Origin of the sequence: Pseudomonas sp. R1-6, assembly GCF_051132115.1 — a bacterium.
Classification (GTDB): domain Bacteria; phylum Pseudomonadota; class Gammaproteobacteria; order Pseudomonadales; family Pseudomonadaceae; genus Aquipseudomonas.
Genome location: NZ_CP071662.1, coordinates 1268014 through 1281551, shown reverse-complemented (window position 1 = coordinate 1281551; position 13538 = coordinate 1268014). Strand labels below are relative to the sequence as shown.

Here is a 13538-nt window from a genome sequence, read left to right as displayed (position 1 = left end):
ACTTGCTCGCGATGGCGGTGGATCAGCCAGCATTTGTGTTGAATGCTGATCCGCTATCGCGAACAGGCTCGCTCCCACAAGGGATCTCAGCGTGTTCAAGAACTCAGATGTTAGCCCGCAACACACTCTCCGGCAGCGCTTCTCCGCGTTCCGCACACGCAGCCACCGCATCGATCAACCCACTCAACTCATACCCCTGCTGCTTGAGCCACGCCGGATCATAATAAGTCGTGGCATAACGCTCCCCGCCGTCGCAAAGAATGGCCACGATCGACCCTGACTCACCAGCATCCACCATCCCCTTCGCGGCGATCAGCGCGCCGATCAGGTTGGTACCGCTGGACCCACCTACCCGTCGCCCCAACCGCTGGGCCAGGTAATGCATGGCCGCGAGAGACAAGGCGTCCGGGACCTTGACCATCGCATCGATGACCGTGGGCAGGAACGACGCTTCGACCCGTGGTCGGCCGATGCCTTCGATCCGCGAGCCGCAATCCAGGCGCAGGCTGGCGTCGCCGCTGCGGTAGTAATCGAAGAATACCGAGCGCTCGGCGTCGGCACACAGCACACGGGTACAGTGCTGGCGGTAACGCACATAACGTCCCAGGGTGGCGGTCGTGCCACCGGTTCCGGGGCTGGAAATCAGCCAGGTCGGTTCCGGATGCTGCTCAAAACGCATCTGCTGGAAGATCGACTCGGCGATGTTGTTGTTGGCGCGCCAGTCCGTAGCGCGCTCGGCGTAGGTGAATTGGTCGATGAAATGGCCGTCATGCTCCCGCGCCAGGCGTTCGGACTCGGCGTAGATCTGCGTAGGATCATCCACCAAATGGCTCTGGCCGCCATAAAAGGCGATCTGTGCGATTTTTTCCCGAGAGGTCGTCGCCGGCATCACCGCAATGAATGGCAGGCCCAGCAACCGGGCGAAGTAGGCCTCGGAAATTGCCGTCGATCCGCTGGAGGCTTCGATCACCGGCCCCCGGCTTGAGCCAGCCGTTGCACAACGCATAGAGGAAAAGCGAACGAGCCAATCGATGCTTGAGGCTTCCAGTGGGATGGCTGGACTCATCCTTGAAGTACAGCTCAATGCCCGGCAACCCCGGCAACGGCAGTGGGATCAAGTGCGTATCGGCGCTGCGCTGGAAGTCCGCCTCGATGATACGGATGGCTTCACGCGCCCACTGGCGGTGGTCGTTCATGGTGTTTTCTCGCTGGATCGGTACGACGCAGGCAGACCGATAGCCACGGGGCACGATCTGGTTCGGAAATACGAGACGCAAGCTTAGGAAAAAACCGACATCGCGCACAGGTACAGCTAAGGTCCAATATGCCCGTCAACTGCCCGGCGGCAATACAGGCGCTGTAACAGCATATAACAAAAAAGAATATAACTTTTGTTTTAACAACTAAGGGTACGGGTTAGGGTGTCCCTATCTTTGGATCCGATGAATGGAGAGCAGTCTTGGCTCTACGTAGCTCTATGACACGTTTTTTCCAACTGGAAGCGGCAAGCGGTCTTCTGTTGATCGCGGCCGCTGTGCTGGCCCTGGTGATCAACAATTCGCCGCTGGACTGGCTTTATAACGGCTTGCTGGAGACTCCGGTGGTGGCTCAGGTCGGCGCCTTGCAGATCGCCAAGCCCTTGCTGCTGTGGATCAACGACGGCCTGATGGCTATGTTCTTCCTGCTCATCGGCCTTGAGGTCAAGCGGGAGGTCCTCGACGGGCAATTGTCCAAACCATCGCAGATTGTCCTGCCGGGCGCTGCGGCCGTCGGCGGCATGCTGGTGCCGGCGCTCATCTACTGGTTCCTCAACCGCGACAACCCAGCCGCACTGGCCGGCTGGGCGATCCCGACGGCCACCGATATTGCCTTCGCCCTGGGCGTGCTGGCCTTGCTGGGCAAGCGAGTGCCGGTGTCGCTCAAGCTGTTCCTGATGACGCTGGCGATCATTGATGACCTGGGCGCCATTATCATCATTGCGATCTTCTACTCTGGCGACCTGTCGACCCTGTCATTGGGGCTGGCTGCGGCGTGCATCGCGGCATTGGTGGCAATGAACCGCATGGGCGTGGTCAAACTCGGCCCCTACATGGTGGTCGGGCTGATTCTGTGGGTTTGCGTGCTCAAGAGCGGTGTCCATGCCACCCTGGCGGGTGTCACCCTGGCCTTCTGCATTCCACTGCGCACGAAAAACGCTGAAACGTCGCCATTACTGACCCTCGAACATGCGCTGCATCCCTGGGTGGCGTATGGCATCCTGCCGCTGTTCGCCTTCGCCAACGCGGGCCTGTCGTTGAGCGGCGTCACCGTCGAAAGTTTTACTCACCACGTGCCGATGGGCATCGCGGTCGGGCTGTTGCTGGGCAAGGCAGTCGGTGTGTTCGGCCTGACCTGGCTCGCGGTGAAGATCGGCATTGCCAGCCTTCCCGCCGGGGCGAACTGGGGGCAGATACTGGGGGTAGCGATTCTCTGCGGGATCGGTTTCACGATGAGCCTGTTCGTGGGTTCCCTGGCGTTCGCACCGGGTGCAAGTGAGTATGCAGGAATGGACCGGATGGGGATTCTTACCGGGTCGATCCTGGCGGCGGTAATTGGGTATGGGGTTACGGCGATGGCTAGTCGCAAGCCCGTTTCGCAGCATTCATGACGTGTTGAGCGGGCCGTACAGCGGGGCACTCATCCAGCGTTTTCATAGCTGAACCAGCGCCTATCGCGAGCAAGCTCGCCCCCACGGTTTTTTCGGCGGACACACCATTCGGTGTATACCCCGATCCGCTGTGGGAGCGAGCTTGCTCGCGAAGAGGCCAGTTCATTCAACTTTATCAGCGGCGTTCGCGATCAAAGCCACTTAGTGGGAAACGCGACTGGTTCCACCGACAGTAGAAATCCGCACCCGCTCGCCCACGCGGAACACTTCATTCTCCTGAACCTGTTGAACATAGGCACGCATGCTGCCGTCGTCTTCACGAACCGTGATTTCAACACCCTGGGTACGGGTCAGGCCTTCTTCAGTGGCCGAACCGATCAAGCCGCCAGCCACCGCGCCGATTACGGCGGCAACGATGCTGCCACGGCCACCACCGATCGCGCTGCCACCCACGCCGCCTACTACAGCACCCGCCGCACCGCCGATAGGCGTCTTGGTGCCTTCGATCTTGACCGGACGCAGGGATTCAATAGTGCCCATGCGAATCGTCTGAACGCGACGCGCTTCGTCACGGGAGTAGGAGTCACCGGTCAGGCTCGACTGACAGCCAGTGAGCAACATCGCCATCGTGGAAAAGGAAGCAACCAGCAAAACAGACTTACGCATAGCATCAAACTCCAAAAGACAGGGATCCATTAAACTCCCCGGCTTGACACCTGTCACGGCCTCGCCGGGATAAAATTGTTTTCATTCAGGTGGGATACAGGCGCACCCGAGAAAATTCATCAAACATCAGCGCCACATCCAGTCAGCAGCGTTACCGCTCCAAGGACTCTCCATGGATTACTTCATCATAGTCGCTACCACCCTAGCCGGCCTGTACTTCCACTGGTGGCTGTACGTACGCATCAAACGCTGGATGGACCGAGACCTGGCGCTGTCATTGGCGGGGCAGGATGAACCGAAAAAACACTACATGCTGCAACAACTGGCTCGCGCCCGCGAACAAGGCGTCAAGCGACGGGACCTGCCGCAATGGCTCCAGGCGGCAGCGGCAGGTTACCCCATCAAGGCGCCAGGCGCTCGCGAGTCCAATCCGCCCCTTGCAGGCGGTAGTTGAGACGATCATGCAGGCGACTGGGGCGCCCCTGCCAGAACTCGATGCGCTCGGGCAGCAAGCGGTAGCCGCCCCAGTGCTCGGGACAATGGGGTTGGCTGTCGCTGAAACGCTGCTCAGTGGCCTTGAGCAAGTCTTCCAGCTCGCCGCGCCCGGCAATCACCCGGCTCTGGGGAGAGGCCCAGGCACCAAGGCGGCTGCCCAGCGGTCGGACCTGGTAATAAGCGTCCGACTCCTGCGCAGTGACTTTCACTACCTTGCCTTCGATACGCACCTGACGCTCCAGTGTCGGCCAGAAAAACGTCATGGCCGCGTACGGATTCGCAGCCAGTTGCTGGCCTTTGGCGCTGTCGTAGTTGGTGAAGAAAGTAAAGCCCTGGGCATCCAGGCCCTTCAGTAGCAGGATCCGGCAATGCGGCCGGCCGTCAGCGTCCACTGTTGCCAGGGTCATGGCATTGGCTTCCACCGGAGCCTGTTCGGTTTTCACCGCGTCGGCGAACCACTGGTGGAACAACGCGAACGGCTCGGCCGGGGCTTGCGCCTCGGTCAGGCCATCGCGGGTGTAGTCACGGCGCATATCAGCCAGCGCTTGGGTCATGGCGCGTTCCTTGTGATCAGCCAATCACTGTTTTTTGGAGGAGTCGGCGGCAGCAACTTTTTTCCCGTCAGCCGCGGCCTTGGCCGGTTCAGGTTTTTTCGCCGGAGTCGCCTTCTTGGCCGGGGCTTTTTTGGCCGGGGCCTTTGCAGGAGCCTTCTTGGCTGCGGCTTTCTTGGTTGCCGGCGCGGAGGATTTTTTCGCCGCCGGGGCCGGGGCAGGTGCCGCGGGCTTGACGTCCTGGGCAGCCACCATGGTCACCGGCGCAGGGGTCGGCATGTTGTACTTGCTCAACAACGCGACCATGGTATTGGCGGGCGTGACCAGCAATTCGACACGACGGTTCAAAGCCCGACCCTCGACGCTATCGTTGGCCGCACGTGGCGCCACCGAGCCCATCCCGCGCAGCATCAGGCGATCACGCTGCAAGCCACTGAGCCGGAAGATCGCCGCGACGGATTGGGCGCGCTCCTGGCTAAGCTTCAGATTCGCCGGCGCCGCGCCCGACGTATCGGCGTGACCGAGGATCAGCACCGCGGTTTTCGGATCGGCCTCTAGAATCTTGGCGACGCGAGTGAACGGGCCGAGTGTCACCGGCAGTAGCATGGCCGGACGGTCCGGGTTGAACGAGCCGTCCACGGGAGCGGTGACCACCAGCACATTATCGCGGCGCTCCAGCTCAAGCTTGCTGTCCTTGATGGCGGTACGCAGCTTTGGCTCATAGTCGTCGAGCCAGGCCTGGGTGACTTTCGGGTCGGGCATCGGCACTGCCTTCGCGGTCTCCTGCTCTTTGCCACCGAACGGCCACCACCACTTGCCACTGCTCTCGGCTTGGGCCTTGGCGACGGTAGCCGGCGCCTTGGTTTCAGGCTTGGCGACAGGTTTCGCTTCTTCTTTCTTGGCGACATCGGCGCCATCGTCGGAGGAGAACGGCCACCACCAATGCGTGGCCCCCTCTGCCTTGGCTTGCGGCGCCACGGCGGCGGGCTTCAAGGGAGCCGGCGGGACCGGCTCCTTGGCCGCGACCTTGTCGGAGGACCCGAACGGCCACCAGCCACCGCCGCCCTCAGCATCATTTTGTGGGTTTTGTGCGCAACCGGTGATAGCGAAGCACAGCGCCAGAGCGAGGGTTTTGTTCGATGACATTGGATATCCACAAAATGATCTGAAGTAAAAAACGAAGGCCATGTTCCGGCCGCATAAACAGTCGCTTGGAAAGCGAAAACAACACCTTGTTCCTTTACCCACTACCGCCAATGGCGTTTTATAGACAAGTGGCAAGCACCCGTGCAAGGTTCTGGGCGCGTGGGTCCATCAAGACATAGGGCCCGAGGGTATTGGTCACGAACCCGAACGCAACGTCATACTCAGGATCGGCGAAACCGATGGAGCCCCCTGCTCCGGGATGACCAAACGCCCGCGGCCCCAGGCCGTAGGTCGCATTGGGCACATCCGGTTGATCCAGCATGCAACCCAGGCCGAAACGGGTCTGGGTCAACAATGTCTTGTCCTCGCCGAAACTGTGCTGGCGAGTCAGTTCGTCGAGCATTTCACCTTCCAGCAAGCTTCCGTCCAGCAGGCCGGCGTAGAACCCGGCGAGACTGCGGGCGTTGCCGTGACCGTTGGCAGCCGGTTGCTGCATCCGCCGCCATTCCGGCTTGTTGGTGCTGGTCATGATCGATGGAGGGTTGGTGAAGGCCCGGGTGGTCATGGCCGTCGGTTCGCGCATCGTGACCTGCAACAGACGCTGGGCCGCTGCGTCGCCAACGTTGCCTTTGCCGCGGGCAATATGCGCCACGCGATGAAACTCTTCGTCGGCCAGGCCAACGTGGAAATCCAGTCCCAGGGGTTTGGCAACCCGGGCCACGATGGACTCGCCTGGCCCACGGCCATCGACCCTGCGCAACAATTCGCCCACCAACCAGCCGTACGTGATCGCGGCATAGCCGTGGCCCTCGCCGGGGGTCCACCAAGGCGTCTCGGCAGCCAGTGCATCGACCATGGTCTGCCAATCGTAAAGTGCCGCGGGGGCCATCAACTCCCTCAATGCGGGAAGTCCGGCCTGATGGCAGAGCAACTGGCGCAGGGTGACGGATTGCTTGCCCGCCGCCGCAAACTCAGGCCAATAGCGAGCGACCGGCGCGTCCAGTTGCAACTTGCCTTCGGCGACCAATTGCAAGGCGGTAACGGCGGTGAACGTCTTGGTGCAAGAAAACAGATTGGCGATGGTGTCGCAGTGCCAAGCCTCATGGCCATCCTTGTCGGCTGTGCCGGCCCAGAGGTCGATGACCGTGCTGCCCCCGACCTGGATGCACAACGCCGCGCCGCGCTCCTGCGGATCGTCGAACAGTGCCGCGAACGCTTCACGCACTGCTTCGAACTGAAGTTCGTAATGGCCTTGAATTTGCACCCGCAACTCCTTTGAAACACACGCTTTTTTTCAGCTGGCTGGCATTGTTTCAGTCATTGATGTTTTTGTGAACCTTCGCGAGACGGCTGGTTAGGCGCAGTCTTGTGTGGCGAGGGAGCAAGCCCCCTCGCCACACAAGACCGTCAGGAAATCTCCCGCCGAAACGGTGGCAGCGCGTTGAGGATGGCCTTGCCATAACGTTGGGTCACCAGCCTGCGGTCGAGCAAAGTGATGGTGCCGCGGTCTTCCTCGGTGCGCAGCAAGCGGCCGCAGGCCTGGACCAGTTTCAGCGAGGCGTCCGGCACGGAGATTTCCATGAACGGATTGCCACCCCGGGCTTCGATCCATTCGGCCAGCGCGGCTTCAACCGGGTCGTCCGGGACCGAGAACGGTATCTTTGCGATCACCACGTGCTCGCAATAGGCGCCGGGCAAGTCGACGCCTTCGGCAAAACTTGCCAGGCCGAACAGTACGCTGGAGTCGCCGCCATCGACCCGCGCCTTGTGTTTGTTCAGGGTCTCCTGCTTCGACAGATTGCCCTGGATGAACACTTGCTTGCGCCAGTCACGGTCGAGACCGTCGAACACGTCCTGCATCTGCTTGCGCGAGGAAAAAAGCACGAGGGTGCCACGGGAACCTTCCACCAGGTCCGGCAAGTCACGGATGATCGCCGCGGTGTGGGCCGCGGCGTCCCGTGGGTCGGCCTTGAGGTCGGGGACTCGCAACACGCCGGCGTCGGCATGGTGGAATGGGCTCGGGACCACGGCCGTCACGGCGATTTTCGGCAAGCCGGCGCGCATACGGAAACGGTCGAACGTACCCAGGGCGGTCAGCGTGGCGGACGTCACCAGCGCGCCGTAGGCAACGTTCCACAGGTTGCGCCGCAGCATGTCCGCCGCCAGGATCGGGCTGGCATTGACCTCGATGTCGAACAGCGAACCGCTCTCGGCCAGGGTCAACCAGCGCGCCATCGGAGGGTTGTCTTCCGGGTCTTCGGTGGTGAAAGCCGTCCACAGCTCCCAATTGCCTTGCGAGCGGGACAGCAGGCTGCCGAACAGCGGATACCATTCCTCGGCCTGGTTGCTGGCGATCCCGATGTTCACCTCGCCATCCATGCCTTCCTTGAGCAAGTCGGTCAGGCGCGTGAACAAATCCGTCAGGCGCGCGAAGCCCTTCTTGAGCTCGATGCCCATCTCGCGCATATGCTCGGGGATGATCCCGCCGACAAACCGATGGCGAGGCCGCTCGCGGCCCTCTACATCTTCGCCTGGCTTGAAATCAGCCACCTGTTCGCATGCGGTGAACATGAACTGCTGGTTCGTCTTGATCTCACGCGCGAGCTCGGGCACCTGTTCGATGAATTTGCCCAGGTCACCCGGCAGTGGGTGCTGAGCCAACAGCTTGGTCAGGTTCTTCGCCGTGGTTTCCAGCCAGTCGGCGGTGGAGCGCAGCCGCGTGTAATGGGCGAAATGGCCGATGGCCTTGTCCGGCAGATGATGGCCTTCGTCGAACACGTAGATGGTGTCGCGCGGGTCCGGCAACACCGCACCACCGCCCAGGGCCAGGTCGGCCAGGACCATGTCGTGGTTGGTGACGATCACGTCGACCTTGCCCATGCCTTCGCGCGCCTTGTAGAAAGCACACTGGCCGAAGTTGGGGCAGTGACGATTGGTGCACTGGCTGTGATCCGTGGTCAGGCGCGACCAGTCGGCGTCTTCCAGGGCCGTTGACCAGCTGTCGCGGTCACCGTCCCACTTATTGCCGGCCAGTTTTTCAATCATGCTGGTAAACAGCTTCTGGCTCGCCTCGTCGACTTCGATCTTGAAGCCTTCCTCTTCGAACAACTGCGCGGTGGCGGTCTGGGCGTGGCCTTCCTGCAGCAACATGTCGAGCTTGGACAGGCACATATAGCGCCCGCGGCCCTTGGCCAGAGCGAAGGTAAAATTCAGCCCGCTGTTGCGCATCAGGTCGGGCAGGTCCTTGTAGACGATCTGCTCCTGCAGGGCGACGGTGGCTGTGGCGATCACCAGCCGCTTGCCGGCAGCCTTGGCGCTCGGAATCGCCGCCAGGCTGTAGGCCACGGTCTTGCCGGTACCGGTGCCGGCCTCGACCGCCACGACGGCCGGCTCGCCACTGCGCCGACCTTCGTCATCGGTGTCGATGTCGCCCAGGACTTTTGCCACTTCGGCAATCATCAGGCGCTGGCCATATCGCGGCTTGAGGCTCTTGGCTTCGAGAAAACGCGAGTAGGCGCCCTGGATCGTGGTTTTGAGTTCGGTGCTGATCATGAATGTCGGGCGCAAAAAACGCTGGATAAATTTTCAGTGGTTCGGATCGGCGGCTATCATACCCCGCTAATGAATCTCGCGCAGAACGGAGTGACCCAATGACACCCTTTGCCCTCGTCTACACCCTGCATTTACTGGCGGCCCTGATCTGGGTCGGCGGCATGTTTTTCGCCTGGATGATCCTGCGTCCCGCCGCAATGACGGCGCTTGAAGGCCCCGCCCGGCTAAAACTATGGGTAGAAGTGTTTCAGCGTTTTTTTGTCTGGGTCTGGGTGGCGGTGGTGCTTTTGCCGATCAGCGGCGTGGGCCTGATCCACCTGCGCTTCACCGGCTTCGAAACCGCGCCACGTTATGTGCAGGTGATGATGGGGCTGTATATCGTGATGACGGCACTGTTCATCCGCATTCAGGGCCTGCAACTGCCTGCATTGCGCACCGCCGTGACGGCCCAGGACTGGCCGACTGGCGCAGCGATGCTGGGCAAGATACGCCGCTTGGTGGGCATCAATCTGTTGATCGGGTTGCTGGTGGTGGCGATAGGCGCGGCGCGGCCGATGTTTTGATATCGCATCAAACCCAGTGGGAACTCGCTCCCTCTGGGTCATGAATGTTATTCAGAACCGCTGCACCGTCACCGCGCCCGCCGTTCCGGCAGGCCCTGGCTGGCCATCGGCGCCTGGCCGGCCGCTCTTGCCACCGTCGGCGGTATAGACCAGGCATCCCTTGGCCTTGCCGCCTGCTCCGGGTTTGCCACCGTGCCCAGGTTTGCCGCCGGCGCCGCCGTCCACCGTGACCTTTATCTGTTCATCGGGGTAAGCGCGAGGCAACTCGAGCCGCACCAGCGCACCGGCCGCGCCCGGCTGGCCGTCGCCGCCATTGCTGCCGTCGGCGCCGCGACCGGCCGAACCCCAGGTACACCCCGGAGCTTGTCCGTTGGCGCCGTCGAGCCCCACATAACCTGGCGCACCGCTGCCGCCACGGGCATCCACTGACAGTAGCGGTGCGTTCAACGCATTGAAGCGCAGGTTGAGATTGCGCCCCGGCCGCGCCGCCTTCGTGTAGGTTCCCGGCGCGCCGCGAGCCGTGATCTGGCTGCCCTCGTCCAGTTCGGCCTGGGCCACCTTCATCTCCAATGCCTGTTGCGCCGGCACGATCGCAATGCGTGCCTCGCGCCCCAGGTGCAGCTCTGCGATGGACAGCTGCGTGACGTTCGAAGGCACCAACAGCGTGCCGTAATCGGCCACATCCAAGCGCTCCAGGGCCAGCACGCTGGTGGTGTTCGGCAGGCGCATCAAGGAATTGCTTTCGACCTGGACCACTTGGGCACAGGCCAACGGGCACACGAATGCCGCGAGTAGACACAATTTACGCATGGGAAGCCTCTGGCGCGGTCGGAAGGGTTTGCAAGTGGAAGATGCCGAACAGCAGCACTCGGAGGCGATCACGGCCCGGAGCGGGACGCCCGCGAAACTGTGCCCTGAACAACAACAGCTCAAGCAAATGGACCGCCAGCAACAGCGCCCCGGCGAGATTGACCAAGACATGCAGCGGGTGGACAAACGGCAAGAGCAGGTTGACCAGCACCACCAGCCAGAACAGCAGGGTCAACAAGCGCCCCAGCCCCCAAAACACCTTCATACGCCCCCCGTTCGAAATTATTCTTTGCGTGAACAGTAACGGCTCGCGCAAAGGATAAGCCAGAGGGCCGGGCAAATTTAATTTTGCGATCCGACGGCTCTGGCCCTTTGTCGCAACGGTTATCAACGCTGGATGCGCAACTCAACCCGACGGTTCTGGGCGCGGCCTTCGTCGGTCTCGTTGTCGGCCACCGGTTCGCTTTCGCCCTTGCCTTCGCTGGTGACTTTTGCCGGCGCCACGCCCTGGGTCAGCAAATACTCCACGACGCTGCCGGCCCGGCGCTCGGAAAGGCCTTCGTTATAAGCGTCGGTACCGACACTGTCGGTATGGCCGACCACGCGAATGCTCGCGACGTTGGCGTGGCTCAGCTTGCCCATCAGCTCGTCGAGCTGGCTTCGAGCCGCCGGGGTGAGATCGGATTTATCGAATTCGAACAGCACCTTGCCGGTGTCATTGAGGGTGATGACTTCACTGGTCGGCGTTTGCGGCTCGTCCGGTGGTGCGCTGGCCGGATACTGCGGCAGCGGGCAACCGTGGTGTTCAACGGCCGTACCGGCCGGCGTGTCGGGGCAACGGTCGCGACGATCGAACACGCCATCGTCATCTTCGTCGCCATCCTGGGCATAACAGATCAAGCCACCGCCGAGCAGCCCCAACGCGGCGCCACCGGCCGCCCAGCCAGTGCTTTCGATGGCACCCAGACCGCCGCCGACGAGCCCGCCGATCAGGCTGCAGATTGGCCAGGTGCGTTGATTGAGTGATGCGCTGCCGTCGCTGTGAGTGGCGCAACCGGATAACAGACTGCTCGCGAGCAGCACCGGCATGGCAACCCTGATGAGAACCTTCATGATGAATGCTCCTGTGTCACCGGCCCATACCGGTCACACAGGAGTAAAGACCCGCATCCGCGACTGTACAAGCCGCGGATGACAAGGGTTTCAACGGTTTATCTTGATTTCGGTACGACGGTTCATCGCCCGGCCATCAGCAGTTTTGTTGTCCGCCACCGGCTGGCCTTCCCCGGCGCCTTCCACCGAGACGAAACTGGCGCGAGGCACGCCGCTTTCCACCAGGTACTGCACCACGGAATTGGCGCGTTTTTCCGACAGTCTCTGGTTGTAGGCATCACTGCCGACACTGTCGGTGTGGCCCGTCACCCGCAGTTGCGCGGTGGAGGTTTCCTGTTTCAACCGGGTCGCGATGGTGCTCAGTACTTCCTTGTCGGTTGGTGTCAGCGTGGCCTTGTTGAATTCGAAATGCACATCGCGCACCACGATCGTTTCTTCCTTGACCACTACCGGCTCTTCGGCCATTGGCGCCGGGGCGGGAGGTGGGCAGCCGTCGGCGTCGACCTGCACGCCTTTCGGTGTGCCCGGGCACTTATCGCGGCTGTCCGGGACGCCATCGCCGTCTTCGTCGCCATCGCCATGGGCCCAGCACCAACCTGCCGCCACGGTGCCGGCCACCAACGCGCCCGGCCCAATCCAGGAACTGCTCTCGATGGCGCCCAATCCCGCGCCCACGACACCACCGGTGGCCGCACAGATCGGCCAGTCGGTTTTCTGCAAACCTGCGCAACCAGTCAACACACTCGTTAGCAGAACCAGGGGTAACGCTGTCCGAACTATGCTCATCGGGTTTTCTCCTTGAAGGATCGGCTTCGCCGCCGATTCAGGGGAGTAAAGACCGGACTTCGGATCTGCGCCAGCCCCAACGATTACAGGTTTTCGCCACGTGTTCGCGCAGGTTCCGTACGTTCGTGGACAAACCGCTCTAGGCCATGATGTCCGGGCAGGCTATCTTGGCGGTTCTGATTGAGGAACTTCGATGACCGTTGCCATTTCTTCGCGTACGCCCCAGCAAGCCCTGGCCGCCGTGCTTGACCGTTACGCCCCGCAAAGGCTGCTGCTGATCGGCGCCAGCAGCTTTCCTGCGCTGGAGGCGTTCCAGCAGGCCCATCCCGCCACCGAAGTGGTCCACGCGGGCCCCGGCGCGCTGCCGGCGGACGTGGCGGCGCGGCGTTTCGACCTGGCCCTTGCGCTCGATTGCCTGGAGCATTTGCCCAAGCGCGACGGTCTGAACCTGTTGGGCGGCATCCGCAATCTCAACGCCAGCCGGATTGCGGTGCTGGCCGACCTCAACGCCTGCGGCTGGCAGGAAACGGACTTCTTTTCCCTGGCCTTGCAAGCCAGCGAGCGGTTCCAGCGCGAGGACCAGGTGCTGACCCTGTTTACCTACGATCTGCTTGAATACAAGCAGGTCCCCGACTGGCTCAACTCACGGTTTTGGGCTAACCCCGAAAACTTTGGAAAATATTGGTGGTAGCTGTGGACACAAGCCTGCACACGACCATTTGCCCTTGTGGCAGTGGCAACCCATTGGATGCCTGCTGCGGCCGTTACCATGACGGCCATCCCGCGCCCTGTGCCGAAGCCTTGATGCGCTCGCGCTACAGCGCTTATGTACTGGGCCTTGTGGACTACCTCGTCAGCACCACTCTGCCGGCCCAGCAGGATGGCCTCGATCGCCAGTCCATCAGCGAATGGAGCGCCAGGAGCACCTGGCTGGGGCTGGAAGTGGAAAGCAGCGAAGTGTTCGGCGGCCAACCGGAACACGCTTTCGTTACGTTCACCGCGCGCTGGCACGACGGCCAAGGTGAGCACAGCCATCGCGAACAGTCATCGTTCGTGCAGAACGGCGGGCGTTGGTACTTCATCGACCCCACCGTGCCGGTGAAGATCGGCCGCAACGACAGTTGCCCTTGTGGCAGCGGGCATAAATTCAAAAAATGCTGCGCCGGGTATTTCAATCGCTGATTTTGCAAACGTCTGACGCTCGTCCAC

At 61.9% G+C, this 13538-nt stretch carries 14 protein-coding genes and 1 pseudogene; 5 read left to right on the top strand and 10 right to left on the bottom strand.

What is annotated here, in order from left to right:
• Positions 1–103: 103 nt before the first annotated feature.
• Positions 104–1196: pseudogene (locus J3P81_RS06020) on the bottom strand (PLP-dependent cysteine synthase family protein).
• Between the two features lie 263 nt (positions 1197–1459).
• On the opposite strand from J3P81_RS06020, the gene nhaA reads away from it, so the two are divergent.
• Positions 1460–2647, top strand: coding sequence for a Na+/H+ antiporter NhaA (gene nhaA, locus J3P81_RS06015; RefSeq protein ID WP_434562634.1), 1188 nt, complete (start codon positions 1460–1462; stop codon positions 2645–2647).
• A 201-nt stretch (positions 2648–2848) separates the two neighbouring features.
• Here nhaA and J3P81_RS06010 read toward each other — a convergent pair whose 3' ends face one another.
• Positions 2849–3313 (bottom strand): glycine zipper 2TM domain-containing protein, encoded by a 465-nt coding sequence (locus J3P81_RS06010; RefSeq protein WP_024776354.1) that lies wholly within the window; start codon positions 3311–3313, stop codon positions 2849–2851.
• Positions 3314–3485: 172 nt separating this feature from the next.
• Here J3P81_RS06010 and J3P81_RS06005 point away from each other — a divergent pair, with 172 nt between their 5' ends.
• Entirely contained in the window at positions 3486–3767 is a 282-nt protein-coding gene (locus J3P81_RS06005) for a hypothetical protein (protein WP_420764324.1), read from the top strand.
• Here J3P81_RS06005 and pdxH read toward each other — a convergent pair.
• From pdxH to dinG, 4 genes are all read right to left on the bottom strand, one after another.
• A complete protein-coding gene (gene pdxH / locus J3P81_RS06000) occupies positions 3715–4362 on the bottom strand; it encodes a pyridoxamine 5'-phosphate oxidase (protein WP_420764323.1) in 648 nt (215 codons plus the stop codon). The genes J3P81_RS06005 and pdxH overlap by 53 nt on opposite strands.
• Positions 4363–4386: 24 nt before the next feature.
• Positions 4387–5505, bottom strand: coding sequence for an OmpA family protein (locus J3P81_RS05995; RefSeq protein ID WP_434562632.1), 1119 nt, complete (start codon positions 5503–5505; stop codon positions 4387–4389).
• Positions 5506–5623: 118 nt separating this feature from the next.
• Positions 5624–6769, bottom strand: coding sequence for a serine hydrolase domain-containing protein (locus J3P81_RS05990; protein ID WP_434562630.1), 1146 nt, complete (start codon positions 6767–6769; stop codon positions 5624–5626).
• Between the two features lie 143 nt (positions 6770–6912).
• Entirely contained in the window at positions 6913–9057 is a 2145-nt protein-coding gene (gene dinG / locus J3P81_RS05985; protein WP_420764320.1) for an ATP-dependent DNA helicase DinG, read from the bottom strand.
• Positions 9058–9155: 98 nt separating this feature from the next.
• On the opposite strand from dinG, the gene J3P81_RS05980 reads away from it, so the two are divergent.
• Complete coding sequence (locus J3P81_RS05980; protein WP_420764319.1) at positions 9156–9620, top strand: CopD family protein; 465 nt, start codon at positions 9156–9158, stop codon at positions 9618–9620.
• A 51-nt stretch (positions 9621–9671) separates the two neighbouring features.
• On the opposite strand, the gene J3P81_RS05975 is transcribed toward J3P81_RS05980, so the two are convergent.
• From J3P81_RS05975 to J3P81_RS05960, 4 genes are all read right to left on the bottom strand, one after another.
• On the bottom strand, positions 9672–10430 hold the full coding sequence (locus J3P81_RS05975) for a collagen-like protein (protein ID WP_420764318.1): 759 nt from the start codon (positions 10428–10430) through the stop codon (positions 9672–9674).
• Complete coding sequence (locus J3P81_RS05970; protein WP_420764317.1) at positions 10423–10695, bottom strand: DUF1145 domain-containing protein; 273 nt, start codon at positions 10693–10695, stop codon at positions 10423–10425. Before J3P81_RS05970 ends, J3P81_RS05975 begins: the two co-directional genes overlap by 8 nt.
• A gap of 122 nt (positions 10696–10817) precedes the next feature.
• Positions 10818–11543, bottom strand: a complete 726-nt coding sequence (locus J3P81_RS05965) for an OmpA family protein (protein ID WP_420764316.1) — start codon at positions 11541–11543, stop codon at positions 10818–10820.
• A gap of 90 nt (positions 11544–11633) precedes the next feature.
• Positions 11634–12329 (bottom strand): OmpA family protein, encoded by a 696-nt coding sequence (locus J3P81_RS05960; RefSeq protein WP_420764315.1) that lies wholly within the window; start codon positions 12327–12329, stop codon positions 11634–11636.
• A gap of 193 nt (positions 12330–12522) precedes the next feature.
• Between J3P81_RS05960 and J3P81_RS05955 the strand changes: the two genes are divergently transcribed.
• Together J3P81_RS05955 and J3P81_RS05950 are read left to right on the top strand one after the other, a co-directional pair.
• A complete protein-coding gene (locus J3P81_RS05955; protein WP_420764314.1) occupies positions 12523–13020 on the top strand; it encodes a DUF6231 family protein in 498 nt (165 codons plus the stop codon).
• Positions 13021–13034: 14 nt separating this feature from the next.
• Positions 13035–13511, top strand: a complete 477-nt coding sequence (locus tag J3P81_RS05950; RefSeq protein ID WP_420764454.1) for a YchJ family protein — start codon at positions 13035–13037, stop codon at positions 13509–13511.
• Positions 13512–13538: the final 27 nt, after the last annotated feature.